This window comes from Simplicispira sp. 125 (assembly GCF_003096555.1).
Classification (GTDB): Bacteria; Pseudomonadota; Gammaproteobacteria; order Burkholderiales; family Burkholderiaceae_C; genus Simplicispira.
In genome coordinates this window covers 1,411,702-1,433,586 of record NZ_QEKM01000001.1, presented here as the reverse complement: position 1 = coordinate 1,433,586, position 21,885 = coordinate 1,411,702, and the positions used below count along the sequence as shown (strand labels likewise).

Here is a 21,885-nt window from a genome sequence, read left to right as displayed (position 1 = left end):
TTCCCATGCCAAAACGCACCGACATTCAAAGCATTCTCATCATCGGCGCCGGCCCCATCGTGATTGGGCAGGCCTGCGAGTTCGACTACTCCGGCGTGCAGGCCTGCAAGGCGCTGCGGGAAGAAGGCTACAAGGTCATCCTGATCAACAGCAACCCCGCGACGATCATGACCGACCCGGCCACGGCCGACGTCACCTACATCGAGCCCATCACCTGGCAGACGGTCGAGAAGATCATCGCCAAGGAGCGCCCCGACGCCATCCTGCCCACCATGGGCGGGCAAACCGCGTTGAACTGCGCGTTGGATCTCTGGCGTAACGGGGTTTTGCACAAATACAAGGTGGAGCTGATCGGCGCCACACCCGAGGCCATCGACAAGGCCGAAGACCGCCTCAAGTTCAAGGATGCGATGACGCGCATCGGCCTGGATTCGGCGCGCTCCGGCATTGCCCATAACATGGATGAAGCCTGGGCGGTGCAGAAAACCCTGGGTTTTCCCACCGTCATCCGCCCCAGTTTCACGCTGGGCGGCACCGGTGGTGGTATTGCCTACAACCCCGAAGAGTTCGAGACCATCTGCAAGCGCGGCCTGGAAGCCTCGCCCACCAACGAGCTGCTGATTGAAGAATCGCTCCTGGGCTGGAAAGAGTTTGAGATGGAAGTGGTGCGCGACAAGGCGGACAATTGCATCATCATTTGCTCGATCGAAAACCTCGACCCGATGGGCGTGCACACTGGCGATTCGATCACCGTAGCACCCGCGCAGACGCTGACCGACAAGGAGTACCAGATCATGCGCAACGCCAGCCTGGCGGTGCTGCGTGAGATTGGTGTGGATACGGGCGGTTCGAACGTGCAGTTCGCCGTCAATCCCAAAGACGGCCGCATGATCGTCATCGAAATGAACCCGCGCGTGTCGCGCTCGTCGGCGCTGGCGTCCAAGGCCACGGGCTTCCCGATTGCCAAGGTAGCCGCCAAGCTGGCGGTGGGCTACACCCTCGACGAGCTGCGCAACGAAATCACGGGCGGTGCAACGCCGGCCTCGTTCGAGCCTTCGATTGACTACGTGGTCACCAAGATTCCACGATTTGCTTTCGAAAAATTCCCTGCAGCCGACAGCCGCCTGACCACACAGATGAAGAGTGTGGGCGAGGTCATGGCCATGGGTCGCACCTTCCAGGAATCCTTCCAGAAGGCCCTGCGGGGTCTGGAAGTGGGCGTGGACGGCATGAATGAAAAAACCCAGGACCGCGAAGTGCTGGAAAAGGAGCTGGGCGAGCCCGGCCCCGAGCGCATCTGGTATGTGGGTGACGCCTTTGCCATGGGGCTGTCGGTGGACGAGGTGTTTGAACTGACCAAGATCGACCGCTGGTTCCTGGTGCAGATCGAGCAGATCGTGAAAATCGAGCTCGACATCGACAAGCTGACCGCCGAGAAAGGCGAAGGCGCCTTGGCGGCGCTGGATGCCAGCGAGCTGCGCACTTTGAAGCAAAAAGGTTTTTCTGACCGGCGTCTGGCCAAGTTGCTCAAGACCACCGAAAAGGCCGTGCGCGACCAGCGCCGAGCATTGAATGTGCGCCCGGTCTACAAGCGGGTGGACACCTGCGCGGCCGAGTTCGCCACCAACACCGCCTACCTGTATTCGACCTACGAGGAAGAGTGCGAGGCTGAGCCGACCGACAAGAAAAAGATCATGGTGCTGGGCGGAGGGCCCAACCGCATTGGCCAGGGCATCGAGTTCGACTACTGCTGCGTGCACGCTGCCCTGGCCATGCGCGAGGACGGCTACGAGACCATCATGGTCAACTGCAACCCCGAAACCGTGTCCACCGACTACGACACCTCGGATCGCCTGTACTTTGAGCCAGTCACGCTGGAAGATGTGCTGGAGATCGTCGACAAGGAAAAGCCGCATGGCGTCATCGTGCAGTACGGCGGGCAGACGCCTTTGAAGCTGGCGCTGGACCTGGAAGCGGCAGGCGTGCCCATCATCGGCACCAGCCCGGACATGATCGATGCGGCGGAAGACCGTGAACGTTTCCAGCAACTGCTGGGCAAGCTGAACCTGCGCCAGCCGCCCAACGCCACGGCCCGCACCGAGGCCGAGGCCCTGGAAAAAGCCGAGGCCCTGGGCTACCCCTTGGTGGTGCGCCCGAGCTATGTGCTGGGTGGTCGCGCCATGGAAATTGTGCACGAGCAGCGCGACCTTGAGCGCTACATGCGCGAAGCTGTCAAGGTCAGCCACGACTCGCCCGTGCTGCTCGACCGCTTCCTCTCCAATGCCATCGAATGCGACGTGGACTGCGTGCGCGATACGGCTGGTCAGGTCTTTATTGGCGGCGTGATGGAGCACATTGAACAGGCGGGTGTGCACAGCGGCGATTCGGCGTGCTCGCTGCCGCCGTACTACCTCTCCAAGGCCACGGTGGACGAAATCAAGCGCCAGACAGCGGCCATGGCAGAGGGCCTGAGTGTGGTGGGCCTGATGAACGTGCAGTTCGCCATCCAGGAAGTCGATGGCCAGGACATCATCTACGTGCTGGAAGTGAACCCGCGTGCCTCCCGCACAGTGCCGTTCGTCAGCAAGGCCACCGGCATCCAGCTGGCCAAGGTGGCCGCGCGCTGCATGGCCGGCCAGACGCTGGCCAGCCAGGGTATCACCAAGGAGGTGACGCCACCGTACTTCAGCGTGAAAGAGGCCGTCTTCCCGTTCGTCAAGTTCCCGGGCGTAGACACCATCCTGGGCCCCGAGATGAAGTCCACCGGCGAAGTCATGGGCGTGGGCAAGACCTTTGGCGAAGCCTTCGTCAAGAGCCAACTGGGCGCTGGCACCAAACTGCCGACATCCGGCAAGGTGTTCCTCACGGTGAAGAACAACGACAAGCCGCGCGCGGTGGATATTGCCCGCCAATTGGTGGAATTGGGCTTTGAGCTCGTCGCCACCAAGGGCACGGCTGCTGCCATCGCCGCTGCCGGGGTGCCGGTGCAGGTGGTGAACAAGGTGACCGAAGGGCGCCCGCACATCGTGGACATGATCAAGAACAACGAAATCGTCATGGTCATCAACACGGTGGAAGAGCGCCGCAACGCCATTGCCGACTCGCGTGCCATCCGCACCAGTTCGCTGCAGGCACGGGTCACCACCTTTACGACCATTTTCGGTGCCGAGGCCGCTGTCGAGGGTATGAAGCACATGGACCAACTGGATGTTATTTCTGTGCAAGAGATGCACGCACAACTGCAGGCCTGAATTCGTACCAGCGACTTAAGAACTGGAGGCCGAACCCCGCGGGGTTCGCGACCGGTTTCAAACACGGCATAATTGCCGCATGAACCCAAACCGCCGCGCGGCAACGTGCGGCGGTTTGCTTTTGGGCGTCGCCACATCGTTGTGGCGCGCAGAACCAGTCGCGCAATGCGCGGCACCCCTATACACCCATGGAGACGGAGAGAATGGCCACCATTCCCATTACCAAGCGCGGCGCCGAGAAACTCAAAGCCGAACTGCATCGACTCAAAACTGTAGATCGTCCAGCGGTCATAGCGGCGATTGCCGAGGCGCGCGCACAGGGCGATTTGAGCGAAAACGCCGAGTACGAAGCGGCCAAGGACCGCCAAGGCTTCATTGAGGGGCGTATCCAGGACGTCGAGGGCAAACTGTCGGCCGCGCAGATCATCGACCCCGGCAGCATTGATGCCGAAGGCAAGGTGGTTTTTGGCGCGACCGTGGAGCTGGAAGACGAAAACACGGGCGACGCTGTGACCTACCAGATCGTGGGCGAGGACGAGGCTGACCTGAAGCTGGGGCTGATCAACATTTCCAGTCCCATCGCGCGTGCGCTCATCGGCAAGGAAGAGGGCGACACGGCCGAAGTGCAGGCGCCGGGTGGTATTCGTCGCTATGAAATCGTGGGCGTCAGCTACGTCTGACCGGCCCAGGCCTGCGCCATGACTGCCCGTTTTCCTGCACTGCTTGCTGCGCTCTGGTGGGGAAGCCTGGGGGCCATTGGCTTTCTGGCTGTGCCCTTGCTGTTTGTGTACCTGCCCACGCCGGCCATGGCGGGCAGCATGGCGGCACGGCTGTTTGCGGCCCAGACCTGGGTGTCCGTGGTCTGCTGCGTGCTCTTGCTGCTGGTTTCAAGGCCAAAAGGGGATGTAACGCTTTATCCATGGGCGCGAGAAGCTACACTTTTTATAGTGTTTGGCCTCCTGCTGGCGCTTTTGGTGCAATTTGGCGTGGCGCCACGCATCGTGGCGCGGCAGGATCTGCGGCTATGGCACAGCGTGGGGACGCTCATGTACGCCCTGCAATGGGGCTGTGCGCTGGCAACCCTGTGGCATACGCTGCGCGGCCCGACGCGGCCACTGCCCGCCTGAGGACGGTTTTTTCCGCTCTTACTCGTGCCAGTGCTCGGCCACCCAGGTGGCGGGCTGGATAAAGCGAAAGCGCCGGTTGCGCCGTCCTGCCAGGGCGTCTGGCGGATTGCATTCACCATGGAAAATCACCACCCGCGCACCTGCGGGAACAAAAGGTGGTTTCCAGTAATTGGTCGGCCAGGTGGGGATGCCGTCGTACTTGAAGCTGGGGCACCATTCGGTTGGCCAGTATTGCAGCTTGCCTTGCTTGTGCAGGAAGTCCGACAGATAAGCTTGTTCGTTGCGGAACTGCTGGCGAATTTCGTTGAAATGCCCGCGAAAATATTCCAGAACGTCGGGGTGCGCGCCCAGTTCAAACCGGTAGACCGAAGAGTTGCCGGTAATACGCCAGGGGCGTTTGTAATCGTGGATGATGAGAAAATCACCCGGTTGGGTGAAGAAATCGTCCAGGCTGCCGGTGACCACCACGTCCACATCCAGGAACAGTGCCGTGCCGCGCAAACCATGCAGATCGGCAGTGAAAGTGGCCAGCTTGTTCCAGCCGCGCTCGGGAATACCCGCGGGCAGGTCCAATGGCGGGATGGGCAGGCATTGCACCTCGGGGCGGATACCTTCGGCATCGTCCGTCAGGCAGACAAAATGGAAATCGCCGCTGAGATGGCGACGCACCATGGCATAGAGGCGATTGACGTATTCGGGCCCGTATTTGGTGCCCCATTTCATGCAGATGACATGGCGCTGGCGCGCCGTGGCGGCGGTACCGGTCATCGCGTCAGCTGGTTTGGCGCTTTTTTACCGAGGTCGGCTTGCGCTTTTTAGCGCGCTTGACCTGACCACCAGAGGTCAGGCGCTGGTTTCCCAGCACGCGCAACTGCTTGATCTCGGGGCGTTGGCCGCCGCGCTTGCTGTACTTCATCACTTTGACGTCGCGCGGGCCCGGCATGCGGTCTTCGTCCGGTGTCTTCACTTTTTCGGGCTGCGGGCGCCACAGCACCAGCAGCTTGCCGATGTGCTGGATGGGGGCTGCGCCCAATTCGGCGGCCAGTTCCTGGTACATCAGCTCGCGCGCAGCACGGTCGTCGCTGAAGACACGGATCTTGATCAGGCCATGGGCGTTGAGCGCGGCGTCGATTTCTTTGCGCACGCCGGGCGTCAAACCATCGCCGCCAACGAGGACGACGGGCTTGAGATGGTGGGCCTCGGCGCGGTATTCGCGGCGTTCGGCAGAGGTGAGTTCAATTTGGGGCATGGGCCGTATTATCGAGGCAGGACGAAAGAAGCATGAAAGTCAAATCCCAGAGCAAAAAAATCAACAAAGCATGGCTGAACGACCATGTGAACGACACCTACGTCAAATTGGCACAAAAAGAGGGGTTTCGCGCACGCGCGGCCTACAAGCTCAAGGAGATCGATGAACAGTTTGGCTTGGTGCGGCCCGGTGCCACCGTGGTGGATTTGGGCTGCGCGCCTGGGGCCTGGAGCCAGTACGTACGCCGCCGACTCTCCCCGGCCGGGGCGGCAGCAGGTACGCTCGACGGCCGCATCATTGGGCTCGACCTTCTGCCCATGGAGCCGATCGAGGGGGTCACTTATCTGCAGGGTGATTTCCGTGAGCCCGAGGTGCTGGCACAACTGGAAGATGCCTTGCAAGCCCGTCCTGTGGACGTGGTGGTGTCAGACATGGCGCCCAATCTGACAGGCATCGCATCGACAGATGCCACGCGCATTACGCATCTGGTGGAGTTGGCGGTGGAATTTGCTTGTGCCCATTTGCGGCCCGAGGGGGCGCTGGTCGTCAAGCTGTTCCATGGGGCAGGATATTCAGAGTTGGTGCAGTTGTTTCGCGAAACTTTTCGGGTGGTCAAGCCCGTCAAGCCCAAGGCTTCGCGTGACAAATCGTCGGAAACCTTTTTGGTCGGCATCGGTCTGAAAAACTCACCCTGAGGATCTTTGGGCGGGGCAGTGCAGCTTTTTTTCTTGTAAACCCTTGATCTTCCAATGGGTGCCAAGGGGTATTGCCCAACCTTGCCGGGTTGAAACGCCTAAAATCAGTCCCATTTAAGAACGTGAAATCGTTTCGCCACCCTCACCGGAGCTCCGCTTGAACAATCAGTGGTTTTCAAAAGTTGCCGTATGGCTTGTCATCGCCATGGTGCTGTTCACCGTGTTCAAACAGTTCGACACCCGCGCTGTAGGGGCTGCGGGCCATATCGGCTATTCGGAATTTCTGGAAGAAGTGCGCAACAACCGCATCAAGAGCGCCACCATCCAGGAAGGCCAGGGGGGCACCGAGATTGTGGCCGTCACCCAGGACGACCGCCGTCTCCGCACCACGGCCACTTACCTTGACCGGGGCTTGGTGGGCGACCTGATCAACAACAACGTCAAGTTCGACGTCAAGCCACGCGAAGAAGGTTCGCTGCTGATGACTCTGCTGGTGAGCTGGGGTCCTATGCTGCTGCTGATTGGCGTGTGGGTGTATTTCATGCGCCAGATGCAGGGCGGCGGCAAGGGCGGCGCCTTCAGCTTTGGCAAGAGCAAGGCGCGCATGATGGACGAGAACAACAACACCGTCACCTTTGCCGACGTCGCCGGTTGCGACGAGGCCAAGGAAGAGGTGAAGGAAGTCGTGGACTTTCTGAAAGACCCGCAGCGTTTTCAAAAGCTCGGTGGCCGCATTCCGCGTGGCCTGCTGCTGGTGGGTCCTCCCGGTACCGGCAAGACGCTGCTCGCCAAGTCCATTGCTGGCGAGGCCAAGGTGCCTTTCTTCAGTATTTCGGGCTCTGATTTTGTGGAGATGTTCGTTGGCGTGGGCGCAGCGCGTGTGCGCGACATGTTCGAGAACGCCAAGAAAAACGCCCCCTGCATCATCTTCATCGACGAGATCGACGCCGTGGGCCGTCAGCGTGGCGCTGGCCTGGGCGGTGGCAACGACGAGCGCGAGCAGACGCTGAACCAGATGCTGGTTGAGATGGACGGCTTCGAGACCAATCTGGGTGTGATCGTGGTGGCTGCAACCAACCGCCCCGACATCCTCGACGCAGCGTTGCTGCGCCCGGGCCGCTTCGACCGCCAGGTCTATGTCACGCTGCCCGATATCCGTGGCCGTGAGCAAATCCTGAATGTGCACATGCGCAAAATCCCGGTGAGCCAGGACGTGAATCCGGGTGTTATTGCCCGTGGTACGCCCGGCATGTCGGGCGCCGATCTGGCCAACCTGTGCAATGAAGCCGCTCTGATGGCTGCGCGCCGCAATGCGCGCACCGTCGAGATGCAGGACTTTGAAAAGGCCAAGGACAAGATTCTCATGGGCCCTGAGCGCAAGAGCATGGTCATGCCCGAGGAAGAGCGCCGCAACACGGCTTACCACGAGTCCGGCCACGCGCTGATTGGCAAACTGCTCCCCAAATGCGACCCGGTGCACAAGGTCACCATCATCCCGCGTGGCCGTGCCCTGGGCGTGACGATGAGCCTGCCCTCGCAAGACCGCTACAGCTATGACAAGGAGTTCATGCTGAATCAGATCAGCATGCTGTTTGGTGGCCGTATCGCAGAAGAAGTGTTCATGCACCAGATGACTACAGGCGCGAGCAACGACTTCGAGCGAGCGACTTCCATTGCGCGCGACATGGTCACACGCTACGGCATGACCGATGCACTGGGCCCGATGGTTTATGCCGAGAACGAAGGCGAAGTGTTCCTGGGGCGCTCGGTCACCAAGACCACCACCATGAGTGAGTCCACTATGCAGAAGGTGGACGACGAAGTGCGCAAGATCATCGACGAGCAGTACGCCTTGGCACGCAAGCTCATCGAAGAAAATAGTGACAAGATGCACGCCATGGCCAAGGCCTTGCTGGAATGGGAAACCATCGATAGCGACCAGCTTGACGACATCATGGCAGGCAAGCCACCGCGCCCGCCCAAGGACTGGACGCCGCGTATTCCACCGTCGGGCGATGGCCCCACGGGTGGCACACCTGCCGTGAGCACCGATCCTGCACCCACTGTGGCCTGAAGGGCCTGTGGGTGTCAAAACGGGGCCTTTGTGCCCCGTTTTTTTTGCATTTTTGACCACTGCACATGATCTGGCACACCACCCGTTTTGCGATCGACCTGTCCCGGCCCCGGATCATGGGCATCGTCAACGCCACGCCCGACTCTTTTTCAGACGGCGGGCGCCATGCCACGGCCCGCCAGGCGTTGCTCCATTGCGAGCAGTTGGTGCGCGAGGGGGCGGATATTTTGGACATTGGCGGTGAATCGACGCGGCCCGGCAGCCCTCCGGTGGCGTTAGAGGATGAGCTTGCCCGTGTTCTGCCCGTGCTGCGCGAAGCGGTGCATTTGGGCGTGCCTGTGTCGATCGATACCTGCAAGGCTGAAGTGATGCAGCATGCACTTGACCTGGGTGCTGACATCGTCAACGACGTGTGGGCGCTGCGCCAGCCAGGCGCCGCACAAGTGGTGGCCCGCCACCCGGCGTGCGGCGTTTGTTTGATGCACATGCACCGTGATCCGCAAACCATGCAGTCTGCACCGATGGAGGGAGACGCCGTTCTGCAGGTGCTCTCATTTTTGAAGCGCGCTGCGCTTGATTTACAGGCGCTAGGGGTCAATCGGCAACGAATTGTGCTGGACTACGGCATCGGGTTTGGCAAAACTGTGGAGCAAAATTTTGCCCTTCTGGCCCGCCAGGATGAATTGCTTGCCATGGGCTACCCGCTGCTGGCGGGCTGGTCCCGCAAGTCCTCGCTGGGTGCCGTGACCGGGCTGGATGTGGATCAGCGCTTGATACCCAGCGTCACTGCAGCCCTTTTGGCCGTGGAGCGCGGCGCGCATGTGGTTCGTGTGCACGATGTGCGTGAAACTGTGCTGGCGCTGGCTGTGTGGAAGGCGATGCGATCAGAGGGGCTCTGAACCTCAGCGGCCTTCCCAAGGGCGTGTTTCACTGTTGCACGGCGCTGCCGCCATGCTCTGCCAAGCCGGCATTTTCCATCCGCACGGCAAGCCGTGAAGCCTCGCCATTCATGCTCTACGGGCCCCTTAAAAAGTGCGGCGGCGCACTTCAGGCGCTTGAATGCGTCATTCATTTGCGTAATACCCGCGCATTGCCGTCATTTGTTGAGCCAGGTCATTGCGCTGTCAAATGAATTTGAATATTGAAAATATCCATTGACCTTTAATATATTGGGGTTTACCCTTCAATAACCACATTATTTGAAAGGTAAATATGAGGCTGACACGACGCAATTTACTCGGTGCTACCGGAGCATTGGGTTCGGCTGGGCTGGCAGTATCCTTGTTCCCGCTTGGGCCAGTGGCCCGCGCTATTGCACAGACGCCCGCACCGGCGGCAGCGGCGGTGGATTTGGCTTCCTGGACAGGTACGGTGGCGCATGCAGACCACTATGGGCCTTTCATTGCCACGGTGACCAATGGGCGGTTGACCCAGGTCACGCCGACGGCTGCAGACAAGCGTCCCACCCCCATGCTGACCGAAGGCATGCTGGCGCGCACCTACGACAAGACGCGTATCGCAGGGCCGATGGTGCGCAAGTCGTATTTGGAAGCTGTGCAAAGCGGTGGCAGCAGCAAGCCCGAGTTGCGCGGCAAGGACGATTGGGTGCAAGTGAGCTGGGATACAGCGATCGGCCTGAGCGCCAAAGCTATTCTGGACACGATTGAGAAGCACGGTAACGAGGGGTGCTTTAGCAGCAGCTATGGCGGCTGGTCGCATGGCGGTATCTTCCGGCCCAATGTGCTGCAGGGGCGTTTCTTCAACCTGCTGGGCGGCTCGTCCATGACGGCCGGCGACTATTCAGCTGGGGCCGGGCAGGTGATCATGCCCATGATCATTGGCGACCTGGAAGTCTATTCGGCGCAGACCTCGTGGGAGCAGGTACGTGACAACACCGAGGTCTTTGTCTTTGTGGGTTGCGACCCCGACAAGAACAACCGCATCGAATACACGGTGTGCGACCACGAGATGTATCCCAACTTCGATGCCATCAAGAAAGCGGGCGTGAAGTTCATCTCGATCAACCCGCAGGTCACCACCACCGACGAGCAGATGGGCTCCGAGTGGGTGAGAATTATCCCCAACACGGACACTGCGCTGTTCTTGGCGATGAGCTACCACCTGTACCGCACGGGCAAGTACAGCAAGGCCTTCATCAGCAAGTACACCGTTGGTTTTGACCGCTTTCTGGCCTATCTGGAAGGCAAGGACTCTGACGGCACGCCGCCCAAGACGCCCGAGTGGGCCAGCAAGATTACGGGCATCCCGGCGGCCAAAATTCGGGAACTGGCCGAGCTCATGGCCAGCAAGCGCACGCAGATTGCCGGTTCCTGGGCCATCCAGCGCGCGCACCACGGTGAGATGCCTTACTGGGCCATCGTCAACTTCGCCTGCATGCTGGGCAATATCGGTCTGCCGGGCCAGGGCATTGGTTTTTCGTGGCACTACGGTGGCGGCGGAACGGCGCAATCAGGCGGCACCGCACCCCGCGGCATGTCGCAGGGGCGCAATCCGATCAAGAAAATCTGCCCGGCATCGCGGATCAATGAAATGCTGTTAAACCCCGGCAAGGCATTCACCTACAACGGCAGCACCTACACCTTTCCCAAGGTCAAGCTGATCTACAACGCGGGCAACAACTTCTTCTCGCACCAGCAGGACTTGAACGAGTTGGCGCGTGCCATGCAAGTCGTGGACACCGTCATCGTGCAGGATTGCTGGTGGAACGGTTCCGCCCGCATGGCCGACATCGTCTTGCCCGCGACCACCACGATGGAGCGCAACGATATTTCCTCGGGCGGCACCTACAACATCGACAAGGTGTTTGCCATGCGCCAGGTGGTGGCGCCCGTGGGCGACGTGCTCGACGACTTCGAGATCTTCCGCCGCCTCTCGGAAGTGTGTGGTGTCGAATACGCCTTCACCGAAGGCAAGACACAGATGGACTACGTCAAGGAAGCTTTCGCCGCCAGTTCGGCCGAGGGCAGCATGCCCTTCGAGGAATTCTGGGAAAAGGGCATGGCCCCGATCAAGGTACCCAAGGAAGCACGCAAGTGGGTGCGCCACGCCGACTACCGCAAGGACCCGAAGAAAAACGCGCTGCATACCCCCACCGGCAAAATCGAGATGTATTCGGCCAGCATCGACAAGATGAAACTGCCCGATATGCCGCCCATGCCCAAATTTTTGGAGCCCGGTGAATATCTGGGCAATGGCAAAAAGGGCCAGTTGCATGTGGTCAGCCCGCACCCGTACTTCCGCCTGCACTCACAAATGAACAACGCGGAGCCGCTGCGCAAGCGCTATGCGGTGCAGACGCGCGAGCCGCTGACGATCAGTACGCAGGATGCGGCCGAGCGCGGCATCAAAGACGGTGATCTGGTGGAGCTGTACAACGACCGCGGCTCCCTAGTGGTGGGTGCACGGGTGTCCGACAAAATCATGCCCGGCGTGGTCAGCATCTACGAAGGCGCCTGGCCACAACTCGACAGCAAGGGCCGCTGCAACAATGGCCAGGTGAACTTCCTGACCTCCAGCCGAGGTGCCAGCGGCCTGTCCCAGGCTACGACGGCCAACACCTGCATGGCTTCTTTGCGCAAATGCACCGATGCGGACGCGGGAGGCACCAAGGCGTTCGATCCACCGCAGATCGTTGTCAAAAAAGACATTAAGTTTGACGAGAAGTTTTTTGGCCTGGAGCGTGCGCAAACGCTGCGCGAAAAGGCGACGGCCTCGCTCAGTCCGGGTGAAAAAATCTTCTACCAGCGTTGCACCGTCTGCCACGGCCCGCGGGACCCGGGCGGCTTCAATAAGAAGCAGTGGCTGGGCATCACGCAAAGCATGTTCCCACGCGCCGGTCTGGACGACGGTGAGCAAAAGCTCGTGCTGGAATTCCTGATGAAGAACGCGAAACAGTAAGCGATTTACTTGCCTCTGCGCCCTGACCCTGAAATGGGTCAGGGCGCTTTTGCTTTGAGGGGATGCGAAAATAGCCAGGCGTCGTGTGCGGAGTGGGTTGGTGGGTGGCGATCACGAGGGATAGCCACCGATCCATCGTCTCCATGGGCGCCGTCCGCGTGCGTGCACTTGCGTCCGGGCTACTTTCAAAATCCAGCGAACCAGCGCTTTAGGAAACCGGGAATGACAAGAAAATATTTTGGAACCGACGGCATTCGCGGCACGGTGGGGCAGGCGCCTATTACGCCCGATTTCGTGCTGCGCCTGGCACATGCCGTTGGCCGGGTGCTGCGCCAGACCGAGGACCGCCCCACGGTGCTGATCGGCAAAGACACCCGTATTTCGGGTTACATGCTGGAGAGCGCGCTGGAGTCGGGCTTCAACTCGGCCGGAGTGGATGTGGTGCTTCTGGGACCCTTGCCTACGCCAGGCGTGGCATACCTGACACGCGCCCAGCGCGCCAGCCTGGGTGTGGTGATTTCGGCCAGCCACAATGCCTTTCCTGACAATGGCATCAAGTTCTTCAGTGCCCAGGGTACCAAGCTGCCCGATGCGTGGGAGCTGGCGGTCGAGGCCGCGCTGGATGAACCCCCGGTATGGGCCGACTCGGCCTCGCTGGGTAAAACCCGCCGGCTCGACGACGCAGCGGGACGGTATATCGAATTTTGCAAAAGCACCTTCGATCAGGACCTGACGCTCAAGGGGCTGAAGATCGTGGTGGACGCGGCACATGGGGCGGCGTACCACATCGCTCCCAAGGTGTTCCATGAGCTGGGCGCCGATGTGGTAGCCATTGGCTGTGCGCCCGATGGCCTGAACATCAACCATGAGGTGGGTGCCACGCACCCGGATGCCTTGGTGCGGACCGTGCGAGCCAACCACGCCGACTTTGGTATTGCCCTCGATGGCGATGCTGACCGATTGCAGATGGTCGATGCGCAGGGGCGCCTGTACAACGGCGACGAGCTGCTCTATTTGATGGTGCGCGACCGCATGGCGCGCGATGAGCATGTCCCCGGTGTGGTGGGCACGTTGATGACCAACATGGCCATTGAGCTGGCCTTGCAGGCGCGTGGCGTGAAACTGGTGCGAGCCAAGGTCGGAGACCGCTATGTGCTCGAAGAGCTGGCCCGCCATGGCTGGATTCTGGGCGGCGAAGGCTCTGGCCACCTGCTGGCGCTGGACAAGCACACCACGGGTGATGGCCTGGTCAGCGCGTTGCAGGCGCTTCAGACCTGTGTGCGCAATGGACAGACCCTGGCGCAACTGCTCGATGGCGTGGATCTCTTCCCCCAAGTGCTATTGAACGTGCGTCTGCCCCCGGGAACAGATTGGCGTTCCAACGCTTTGCTGGCCCGCGAGACCCAGGCCGTCGAAGCAGAATTGGGGCAGGCGGGGCGATTGCTCATTCGTGCCAGTGGCACCGAGCCTTTGCTGCGCGTGATGGTGGAGGCGCGTGACGCTGCCCAAGCCAGTTCTTGCGCAGAACGGCTGGCACAGGCTGCACGACAAGGATAATTGCTACTTAATTAATAGCATATAGCGCTTGACTGGTAAGCGCTGGAGCCTGTTTTGATAGTAATTTTTCATGATGCAGCTCAGCGTTCCCGGTCCCTGCAAGGCGCTTCAGTGGCATCGATGGGAGTGCGTGATTGTGGCGTTTGCGGCTTGTGCAGGGCCTGTAGCAGGGTTTGCAACTGCGGTGCGGGTTGAGGGTGGCCGCAATAGTAGCCTTGCGCCTGATGGCAGCCTTGCGCATGCAAAAAGTCAAATTGCCCGCGTGTTTCCACGCCTTCTGCCACGGTCTGCATACCCAAGGCCTGGGCCATGCGGATGATGGCGCTGACGATGGCCTTGTCGCTGGGGCCGTTGTCCAGATCGCGCACAAAAGACTGGTCAATTTTGAGTGTGCTGACGGGAAACTGCTTGAGCTGGCTCAGAGATGAATAGCCGGTGCCGAAGTCGTCGATCGACAAGCGCACGCCACGCGCATGCAACTCGCGCATGGTGGCAATGGCGCTGCGGGGATCCTCCATGGCAACACCTTCGGTCAACTCCAGTTCCAGCGCGCCGGGAGGGACGCCGGTTTCTTCCAGGATGCGCGTGATCAGTTCCGGCAGCCGGGGCTCGCGGAACTGGACGGCAGACAGGTTGACCGACATGGACGGCAACGCTAGTCCTTGGGCATGCCAGTCGCGCATCTGGGTCAGCGCAGTGCGCAACACCCACTCGCCAATGGCGAGGATCTGACCACTGTCTTCTGCAATGGGGATGAATTCACCCGGCGATACCGCCCCCAGTTCTGGGTGCTGCCAGCGCAGCAGGGCTTCCATCCCCAGCACCTGGCGGGTGGCAATGCATACTTTGGGCTGGTAGTGCAGGGTGAATTGCTGGCGCTCAAGGGCGCGGCGCAGCGCGTTTTCCAATTGCAGCGCCCGCACCGAATGGGCCTGCATCTCCCGTGTGAAGAAGCGATAGGTATTGCGGCCATCGAGCTTTGCGCGGTACATCGCAACATCAGCCGATTGGCTCAGCGAGTCAAAATCATCGCCATCTTCGGGAAACACGGCGATACCCATGGAGGGGGCGATCGTCAATTCGTGGTGATCAATCTGGTAGTGCTGGCGCGACGCTTCCAGCAGCTTGCCGGCCACCCGTTCGGCTCCCTTGGCATTGGCGCCGGGTAGCAGCAAGATGAACTCATCACCACCGAGCCGGCAGACAGTGTCCTTGTCGCGCACCACGGCCCGCAGGCGCCGGGCAATGGCCACCAGCAAGGTGTCGCCTACCTGGTGGCCGAGCGAGTCGTTGACATGCTTGAAATGGTCCAGATCTAGGAAAATCACGGAGAGCGGGGTTTGCGTCTGGCGCGCCACCTCAATGGCCTGGATGCTGCGCTCTGCCAGCAAGGTGCGATTGGGCAGGCCGGTGAGAGGATCGTAGTGCGCCAGCCAGTAAATACGCTCCTGGTCGGCTTTGCGGTCGTTCATCTCGCGGTGCAGGCTGTCGACGGTTTCTCGCAGTTGCTGTGTGCGTTGGGCTACCAGCGACTCCAGCTCTGCGTGCACTTTGATCAGTGCAGCCTGTGCCTGGCGACGCTCCGTGATGTCCATGCAGATCCAGATCGATCCGAGCGCAAGGTTGGCGGGGTCAATCGCCTTGCTGCGCACATCGCACACCACGGGGGTGCCGTCTCTGCGGGCGAGTGTGACTTCGCCCTGGAAGGATTGGCCCTGTGAAAGTACCGGGGCGGAGCGATGGCCGACCTCTTCCCAGTCGGCGTCGCTGGTGTACCAACGCCGGGATGGACTCCCTTGCAGTTCTCCCGGGCCGTAGCCGAGCATCTGCTCGAAGTGCCGGTTGCAGCGTGTGAGAGTTCGGTTCTGCAGGTAGACGATGCCCACCATGGCGCTATCGAACAAAACCTCTTTTTCCCACAGCGCTGTATGGAGCTGGGTTTGCGCTGCTTTTTGTTCATCGATGTCGTCAATCAACCAAATGGAGCCTTCAAGGCTGTCCTGCGGATTGATGAGTGTGCCCGTAAGGCGCCCCCAGAACTGTGAGCCATCGCGCCTGCGCATGCTGCGCTCAGTGCGGAAAGTGTCTCCGGCCGCCACCACGGGATAGGCCGCACGGGTCAGTTCGCGATAGGCCTGCAGGTCGGGATAAAAGCCCTCGCTGCGTTGCCCAATGAGTTGTTCAGGCGTGCTGTAGCCAAAAATTTCCGCGTAACGCAGATTGCAGCGAACCACCTGGCGCTTGCGGATGAACGCAATGCCCGCGCCAGCGCTGTCCAGCAAGGTTTGCTGTTCTCGCAGGGCACGTTCTAGTGATGTGGTGGGACGGTGGGCAGGAGAGAGCAAATGTGAAATTTTTGAAAAGGGAGCCGCAGCGGACAAGCCTAGCAGAACCCGATTCCATCAGCTAATTGTATGAAATTGTACGTTCTTGGTGGATGGAAAGAAATATGGAACATGTTTGAAGGACGAGGGTTTTCTGTGGTTTTCAATTCGGCCCTGTCCAAGGTGCGGGTGGCGGAAAGCTCGTCATGGTTTGTTCACAGGCCTGACTTGGGTGCGTCATGCATGGAAGCCAGACTGCCATGGAGGTTGCCCCGTAGCGCTTGCAGTGCTGGCGTGCTACTGCTACTGCGGTTTCGCGGTGGGCCTCATACAAAGGAGTTTCCATGAGTGATTTGCCAAACCCAACGCGCCCCTTGTCGCCGGTATCGTTGCCTCGGGGGTCGCTTCATCGCCCCTATCGTTCGAATGGGGCGGCGCACCCTGTGCCGGGTGGGGGTGTGGAGGTGGTTTGGGCGCGACACCTCGACGAAGTCCGGCAGGCGCAACGCCTGAGATACGAAGTTTTTGCGACTGAAATGGGGGCGCGGCTAAAGCCCACCATCAAGGGCCACGACATTGACATCTTTGATGATTTTTGCGAGCACCTTCTGGTTCGTGACCTTGGCACGGGGCAGGTCGTCGGTACCTATCGCGTGCTGACGCCCGAGCAGGCACGGCGTGCCGGCTGCACTTACAGCGATACCGAGTTTGACCTGACCCGTCTGAGCGAATTGCGGCCGAGAATGGTGGAGTTGGGCCGTAGTTGCGTGCATGCACAGCATCGCCATGGTGGCGTCATCATGGCTTTATGGGGTGCGTTGGCCGATTTCATGGCACGTAATCAACTCGACACCATGGTGGGTTGTGCCAGCATTCCTATGCAGCACAACGGTGCTGCATGCGGCAATGCCGCTGCCAGCATTTGGCACAAGCTGCGTGAAACCCATATGGCTCCTATGGAGTACCAGGTGCATCCCCGTCTGCCGCTGCCTGTGGAGCGACTGGATGCGAGCCTGGATGTCGAGCCACCGGCCCTTATCAAGGGCTACCTGCGCCTGGGTGCTCGCGTGCTGGGAGCACCCGCTTGGGACCCCGATTTCAATACCGCAGACCTACCCATGCTCATGCGACTGGTCGATTTGCCCGTGCGTTACCGCAAGCACTTTTTGGGGTGATGGGGCTGGTTGCGTGGTGTGATGAAAGACCGCTGTGTCACGAAGCTGTCACGCATCCAATCCATATTTCGCTATCGATTGATCAGTATCCCAACGTGCCCATGTCCCCCGTCTTCAGTGAAATAAACATGATTGCGCCCTACACAACGGGCGTATTGGAGAACACCGCACGGGCTGCAGTCTCGGCTGAACGGGTCCCTCAAGCGTCGGACAATTCGTTGGCTATTCTTGCGCCTTGTCTGACGGCTCCAGGTGTTTCAGGATTTTTGGATCGTGACCACTGCATCCTCGCGTTCAACGAAAGGGTGTTGGATTGGGCGGCCCGTGCAGATGTGCCGTTGCTGGAAAGGCTGCGCTACTTGAGTATCGTGTCGTCCAATCTGGATGAATTTTTTGAAGTGCGTGCCGAGCCGCACATCACGGCTGCACGCAATGGCGAAACCAAGGGGCCTTATGGTGAAGCGTCGCTGGCCGCATTGACAGCCAAAGCGCATGAATTGGTGGCGCGTCAATACGCTTTGTACAACGAGGCCCTCGTGCCTGCGCTGGCAGTGAAGGGGGTGTGCATCGTGGCACATGGCGACCGCGGCAGTGCGCAGCGGCGCTGGGTGAGCGACTATTTCGCCCGAGAAGTCCGGCCACTGCTGGTTGCTGTGGGTTTGGACCCCGCGCATCCTTTTCCGCAGGTCGCCAACAAGTCGCTCAATTTTATTGTGCGACTCAAGGGTGCTGATGCGTTTGGGCGAGAAAACGACATTGCGATTGTGCGGGTTCCACGGGCATTGCCTCGGTTTATCCGGATGCCGATGGGAGTTGCACCCAAGGGCAAGAATTTCGTTAGTGTTTCCAGCGTGATCAGAGCGCACTTGTCCGATCTTTTTCCAGGGCGCGAAGTCACTGAGTTCTCGCAGTTTCGCGTCACGCGACACTCGGATCTTGCAGTAGACGAAGAGGATGTGCGCAACCTGCGCATGGTGCTGCGCCAGGGCTTGCAGCAGCGTAATTTTGGACAGGCCGTACGCTTGGAAGTCTCCAGCAGTTGCTCCGCCTACCTGTCGAATTTTTTGTTGCGCCAATTTGATCTTCCTGCGGCAGCCCTGTACAGGGTGCATGGACCTGTGAATCTGGTGCGGTTGGCGCAATTGGTAGATCTGGTCGATGACCCACAACTGCTGTTTCCAGTCTGGCGGCCTGTCTGGCCAAGTCAATTGATTTTGGGCACATCCATCATGGCCCAAATGCGACAGCGCGATACGCTGATCCATCACCCCTTTGAGAGCTTTGATGGGGTCTTGGCTTTTCTGCGCGAAGCTGTGAACGATCCACAAGTGGTGGCCATCAAGCAGACTATTTACCGAACAGGTTCCGATGCGGTACTGATGGAATTGCTGCGTGAGGCGGTACGCCGCGGCAAAGAAGTCATGGCCGTGGTGGAGCTAAAGGCACGGTTTGATGAAGAGGCCAATATCAACTGGGCAGAAGCCTTGGAGTCGGTGGGTGCCCAGGTGGTGTACGGCGTTGTTGGGTTGAAAACGCACGCCAAAATGTTGCTTGTGACACGCAAGGAAGGCAAGCAGCTGCGCCGTTATGGCCACTTGTCCACCGGTAACTACAACCCGCGCACAGCGCGTCTCTATACCGATCTGAGCTACCTCACCGCGGATGAGGAAACGACGGCCGACATGGACCATGTGTTCAACCATCTCGCCAGCCAGAATCGGCTCCCACGCATGCGACGCTTGCTAGTGGCACCGTTCCAGCTCCATCGCCGTATGCTGGAGAAGATCGAGCAGGTTGGCTTGGCGGCAAGCCGGGGTGAGGGCGGGCGCATTGTGGCCAAGATGAATGCTTTGACGGATGAGGCATTGGCCCGTGCGCTGGTGCTCGCCGGTCAGCGCGGCGCGAAAATTGACCTGATCGTGCGTGGCGCCTGCATCCTGCCCGCGCAAGTGCCCGGGTTCACTGAAAATATCCGTGTTCGCTCCATCATCGGGCGCTTTCTGGAACATTCCCGGATTTTTTATTTTGGCAAGGGCGCTGAGGAGGAACTGTTTCTCTCCAGCGCTGACTGGATGAACCGCAACATGCTGCGGCGCGTGGAAATTTCCTGGCCTGTGACGGACCCGATCCTGCGTCAACGTATTATTGATGAGTGCCTGGTGTCGTGTCTGCACGATGACCGAGACGCTTGGGAGTTGTTGTCTGATGGCACTTATATGCGTGCTGCAAAACCTACCAGCGGGCAGGGTGCACAGAATGCACTGATGGCGCGGTATGGTGTGTCGATTGTCGTGCCGCACAACGGCTGATCCGAATGTCCAGCATGGATCTGATTTTGTGGCGCCATGCAGAGGCAGAGATGGGTGCAGCGCACATGGATGACCTGTCGAGACCACTCACAGCACGGGGGGAAAAACAGGCCGCTCGTATGGCAGCATGGCTCGAGAGGCAGCTACCTGATGGGCTGAGGGTGCTATCGAGCCCGGCGCGGCGCGCAGAGCAGACGGCCACTGCTTTGGGGCGCAAATACAAGTTACGCGCCGAGTTGCTGCCCGATGGCACTGCACAGGATCTTTTGGAGTTGGTGCAATGGCCGCGTTCTCGAGGAGCCGTTCTGGTGGTCGGACACCAACCGGTATTGGGCCAAACCATCGCCCATCTGCTGGAGATCCATTCGAACCAATGTGCGGTGCGAAAAGGATCGGTCTGGTGGTTGCGACAGCGCCAGAGCGTGGAGCGCAGTGAAACAACTTTGCTGGCTGTCTTGTCACCAGATTTTCTTTGAAATCCTTTGTCGGTCCTGAGGGGCGTTATTCGGCCAGATGCACGGAAGCGGTCATCGTATGGGCATCAAGGCAGGTGTGCTTCCAGTTCCCAAGGGGTGCGTTGCCATGCGAGCATTTCTTCACGCAGCAGGTGGGCAGACTGAGGGTAGGCGGTCGCCCATCCAGGGTTCGCTGCAAGGTTAAAGCGCTGTCCTTTGATGGACAGCGTAAATCCTTCCAAGTCGGGATCACGCCGGGCGTGGCACAAAGCCACCGCAAGTCGAAGGGCCATCAGTTGAAAAATAAAAATGGGGTCATCTATATCGGCTTGTAGCTTGCGGACCTTTCCCCTATGACCCAGCACCAAGGATCCCAGGCCGTGCAATTCATGTTTGGCGAAGCCTGCAACGTCTGTGTTCTCGAGAATATAGGCGCCGTGGCGGTGGTAATCGCTGTGGGAGATGCGGCAGCCAATTTCGTGTAGGCGACCGGCCCAGTTCAGATTGCGCAGTACGGATTCGGAGGGCCTGGGTGAAATTTGCTTGAAAAGAAAGCAGGCGGTCTTTGCCACACGCTCGGCCTGAGAAAGGTCTACGGCAAAGTTGAGTGCCAGCCCCTGCACTGATGCGGTTCGCAGATCTGTCTGTGGTTGTTCGCGATCCAGCAGGTCATACAGGGCGCCCTGGCGCAGGGCCCCTTGTGCCACTTGCATTTCATGGATGTCCAGAAGATCGAAAACGGCTCTCAGTATGCTGAGCCCTCCGCCGATGACGGGACGGCGATCGTCTTTGAGACCATCCAGCCGGATGCGATCGACACTTTGCGCACGCAACAAACGCTCGCGCAGCCAGTCCAGTCCGCTGCGGGTGATGGTTTCCCCCGCAGACTGACCAGCGGCAACAAGCACGTCGCGCACCGCCCCTACAGTCCCTGATGATCCATAGGCTACATCCCAATGACTCGGACGATAGGTTTCCAGTGCCTCGTCCAGAACCGCTTTGGCAGCGATTTCGGCGGTTGTAAAAGCCGATGCAGACAACCGACCATTGGGGAAAAATTGTGTGGACCAGGCCACGCTGCCTACGCAGAATGAAGCGACAGCGTGGGATGTAAAACGCTCGCCCAGGATGAGCTCCGTGGATCGCCCTCCAATATCAACAACCAGACGTCGCTCCCCAGACTCTGGAAGCAGCCGCGAGACACCCTGGTAGATCAGCCGAGCTTCTTCCAGCCCTGACACCACATCGATCGGATGGCCTAGTACCTCGCCACCGCGTTGCAGAAAAACGTGGCTGTTGCGAGCCTCTCGCAAGGTCTGTGTGGCAACGGCGCGCACCTGAGCGCGGGGGAAATTGGCCAATCGTTCGGCAAAACGGGCCAGGCAGTCCCAGCCGCGTTGCATGGCTTCTGTGCTCAGGTTGTTCTCTTCATCCAGGCCGTTGCCTTGGCGCACGGTTTCCTTCAGGTACTCGATACGCTGAATATGTCCGAATTCGTAGCGACCGATTTCGAGACGAAAACTGTTGGAGCCGAGATCAATGGCGGCGAGGTGTGTGCCGTTCTGCATGGGTTTTTGAAAGAGGATTCGTGCGGCAAGGTAACGTGAGGGACTGAATTTCCGGGGGGCTGTTGCGAGACGATAGGCAACATGAGCCCGGCCGATGGTGGGCGATGCGAAGACGAATACTCTTGTGGTTGGAAAATTCTTCCCATTGTGTCTCAGCACCGTGTCAGCGCAGTGACTGCGTGA

The 21,885-nt window shown here is 59.8% G+C and carries 15 protein-coding genes; 11 read left to right on the top strand and 4 right to left on the bottom strand.

Annotation, left to right across the window (positions count from 1 at the left end; all coding sequences use genetic code 11):
- The first annotated feature begins 5 nt into the window (after positions 1 to 5).
- The 3 genes from carB to C8D04_RS06490 all read left to right on the top strand — a co-directional run bounded on the left by carB (position 6) and on the right by C8D04_RS06490 (position 4,378).
- The gene (gene carB, locus C8D04_RS06500) at positions 6 to 3,251 is read left to right on the top strand and encodes a carbamoyl-phosphate synthase large subunit (protein WP_116004119.1); all 3,246 of its coding nucleotides are present in this window, start codon (positions 6 to 8) and stop codon (positions 3,249 to 3,251) included.
- 203 nt (positions 3,252 to 3,454) lie between these two features.
- Entirely contained in the window at positions 3,455 to 3,931 is a 477-nt protein-coding gene (greA, locus tag C8D04_RS06495; protein WP_116004118.1) for a transcription elongation factor GreA, read from the top strand.
- Between the two features lie 18 nt (positions 3,932 to 3,949).
- On the top strand, positions 3,950 to 4,378 hold the full coding sequence (locus C8D04_RS06490) for a DUF4149 domain-containing protein (protein WP_116004117.1): 429 nt from the start codon (positions 3,950 to 3,952) through the stop codon (positions 4,376 to 4,378).
- An 18-nt stretch (positions 4,379 to 4,396) separates the two neighbouring features.
- Here C8D04_RS06490 and C8D04_RS06485 read toward each other — a convergent pair whose 3' ends face one another.
- Both C8D04_RS06485 and C8D04_RS06480 read right to left on the bottom strand, forming a co-directional pair.
- The gene (locus C8D04_RS06485) at positions 4,397 to 5,146 is read right to left on the bottom strand and encodes a glycosyltransferase (protein ID WP_116004116.1); all 750 of its coding nucleotides are present in this window, start codon (positions 5,144 to 5,146) and stop codon (positions 4,397 to 4,399) included.
- 4 nt (positions 5,147 to 5,150) lie between these two features.
- A complete protein-coding gene (locus C8D04_RS06480; protein WP_116004115.1) occupies positions 5,151 to 5,627 on the bottom strand; it encodes a YhbY family RNA-binding protein in 477 nt (158 codons plus the stop codon).
- A 32-nt stretch (positions 5,628 to 5,659) separates the two neighbouring features.
- Here C8D04_RS06480 and C8D04_RS06475 point away from each other — a divergent pair, with 32 nt between their 5' ends.
- The 5 genes from C8D04_RS06475 (at position 5,660) to glmM (ending at position 13,871) form a co-directional block, all read left to right on the top strand.
- Positions 5,660 to 6,322, top strand: a complete 663-nt coding sequence (locus C8D04_RS06475) for an RlmE family RNA methyltransferase (RefSeq protein WP_116004114.1) — start codon at positions 5,660 to 5,662, stop codon at positions 6,320 to 6,322.
- Positions 6,323 to 6,479: 157 nt separating this feature from the next.
- On the top strand, positions 6,480 to 8,396 hold the full coding sequence (gene ftsH / locus C8D04_RS06470; RefSeq protein ID WP_116004113.1) for an ATP-dependent zinc metalloprotease FtsH: 1,917 nt from the start codon (positions 6,480 to 6,482) through the stop codon (positions 8,394 to 8,396).
- Between the two features lie 65 nt (positions 8,397 to 8,461).
- Positions 8,462 to 9,295 (top strand): dihydropteroate synthase, encoded by an 834-nt coding sequence (gene folP, locus C8D04_RS06465; RefSeq protein ID WP_116004112.1) that lies wholly within the window; start codon positions 8,462 to 8,464, stop codon positions 9,293 to 9,295.
- A 400-nt stretch (positions 9,296 to 9,695) separates the two neighbouring features.
- The gene (locus tag C8D04_RS06460) at positions 9,696 to 12,314 is read left to right on the top strand and encodes a molybdopterin-dependent oxidoreductase (RefSeq protein ID WP_199562977.1); all 2,619 of its coding nucleotides are present in this window, start codon (positions 9,696 to 9,698) and stop codon (positions 12,312 to 12,314) included.
- A 222-nt stretch (positions 12,315 to 12,536) separates the two neighbouring features.
- Complete coding sequence (gene glmM / locus C8D04_RS06455) at positions 12,537 to 13,871, top strand: phosphoglucosamine mutase (RefSeq protein ID WP_116004110.1); 1,335 nt, start codon at positions 12,537 to 12,539, stop codon at positions 13,869 to 13,871.
- Between the two features lie 80 nt (positions 13,872 to 13,951).
- Here the strand turns inward: glmM and C8D04_RS06450 are convergent, their stop codons facing one another.
- Positions 13,952 to 16,216, bottom strand: coding sequence for a bifunctional diguanylate cyclase/phosphodiesterase (locus C8D04_RS06450; protein ID WP_116004109.1), 2,265 nt, complete (start codon positions 16,214 to 16,216; stop codon positions 13,952 to 13,954).
- A 323-nt stretch (positions 16,217 to 16,539) separates the two neighbouring features.
- Here C8D04_RS06450 and C8D04_RS06445 point away from each other — a divergent pair, with 323 nt between their 5' ends.
- From C8D04_RS06445 to C8D04_RS06435, 3 genes are all read left to right on the top strand, one after another.
- Positions 16,540 to 17,370, top strand: a complete 831-nt coding sequence (locus C8D04_RS06445; protein ID WP_116004108.1) for a GNAT family N-acyltransferase — start codon at positions 16,540 to 16,542, stop codon at positions 17,368 to 17,370.
- A gap of 128 nt (positions 17,371 to 17,498) precedes the next feature.
- Positions 17,499 to 19,679 (top strand): polyphosphate kinase 1, encoded by a 2,181-nt coding sequence (gene ppk1 / locus C8D04_RS06440; protein WP_116004107.1) that lies wholly within the window; start codon positions 17,499 to 17,501, stop codon positions 19,677 to 19,679.
- Between the two features lie 14 nt (positions 19,680 to 19,693).
- Positions 19,694 to 20,155 (top strand): histidine phosphatase family protein, encoded by a 462-nt coding sequence (locus C8D04_RS06435; RefSeq protein WP_116006057.1) that lies wholly within the window; start codon positions 19,694 to 19,696, stop codon positions 20,153 to 20,155.
- Positions 20,156 to 20,220: 65 nt separating this feature from the next.
- Here C8D04_RS06435 and C8D04_RS06430 read toward each other — a convergent pair whose 3' ends face one another.
- Positions 20,221 to 21,702 carry an exopolyphosphatase gene (locus tag C8D04_RS06430; RefSeq protein WP_116004106.1) on the bottom strand — a complete coding sequence of 494 codons (1,482 nt, stop codon included), beginning with the start codon at positions 21,700 to 21,702 and terminating at the stop codon, positions 20,221 to 20,223.
- Positions 21,703 to 21,885 lie beyond the last annotated feature (183 nt).

What these genes read in the sequence shown, in the direction of transcription:
- C8D04_RS06435 (WP_116006057.1), top strand. Translation starts at nt 19,694, where the DNA reads ATGGATCTGATTTTGTGGCGCCATGCAGAGGCAGAGATGGGTGCAGCG.
- carB (WP_116004119.1), top strand. Translation starts at nt 6, where the DNA reads ATGCCAAAACGCACCGACATTCAAAGCATTCTCATCATCGGCGCCGGC.
- C8D04_RS06445 (WP_116004108.1), top strand. Translation starts at nt 16,540, where the DNA reads ATGAGTGATTTGCCAAACCCAACGCGCCCCTTGTCGCCGGTATCGTTG.
- ppk1 (WP_116004107.1), top strand. Translation starts at nt 17,499, where the DNA reads ATGATTGCGCCCTACACAACGGGCGTATTGGAGAACACCGCACGGGCT.
- greA (WP_116004118.1), top strand. Translation starts at nt 3,455, where the DNA reads ATGGCCACCATTCCCATTACCAAGCGCGGCGCCGAGAAACTCAAAGCC.
- folP (WP_116004112.1), top strand. Translation starts at nt 8,462, where the DNA reads ATGATCTGGCACACCACCCGTTTTGCGATCGACCTGTCCCGGCCCCGG.
- C8D04_RS06480 (WP_116004115.1), bottom strand. Translation starts at nt 5,627, where the DNA reads ATGCCCCAAATTGAACTCACCTCTGCCGAACGCCGCGAATACCGCGCC.
- C8D04_RS06475 (WP_116004114.1), top strand. Translation starts at nt 5,660, where the DNA reads ATGAAAGTCAAATCCCAGAGCAAAAAAATCAACAAAGCATGGCTGAAC.
- C8D04_RS06490 (WP_116004117.1), top strand. Translation starts at nt 3,950, where the DNA reads ATGACTGCCCGTTTTCCTGCACTGCTTGCTGCGCTCTGGTGGGGAAGC.
- glmM (WP_116004110.1), top strand. Translation starts at nt 12,537, where the DNA reads ATGACAAGAAAATATTTTGGAACCGACGGCATTCGCGGCACGGTGGGG.
- C8D04_RS06485 (WP_116004116.1), bottom strand. Translation starts at nt 5,146, where the DNA reads ATGACCGGTACCGCCGCCACGGCGCGCCAGCGCCATGTCATCTGCATG.
- C8D04_RS06430 (WP_116004106.1), bottom strand. Translation starts at nt 21,702, where the DNA reads ATGCAGAACGGCACACACCTCGCCGCCATTGATCTCGGCTCCAACAGT.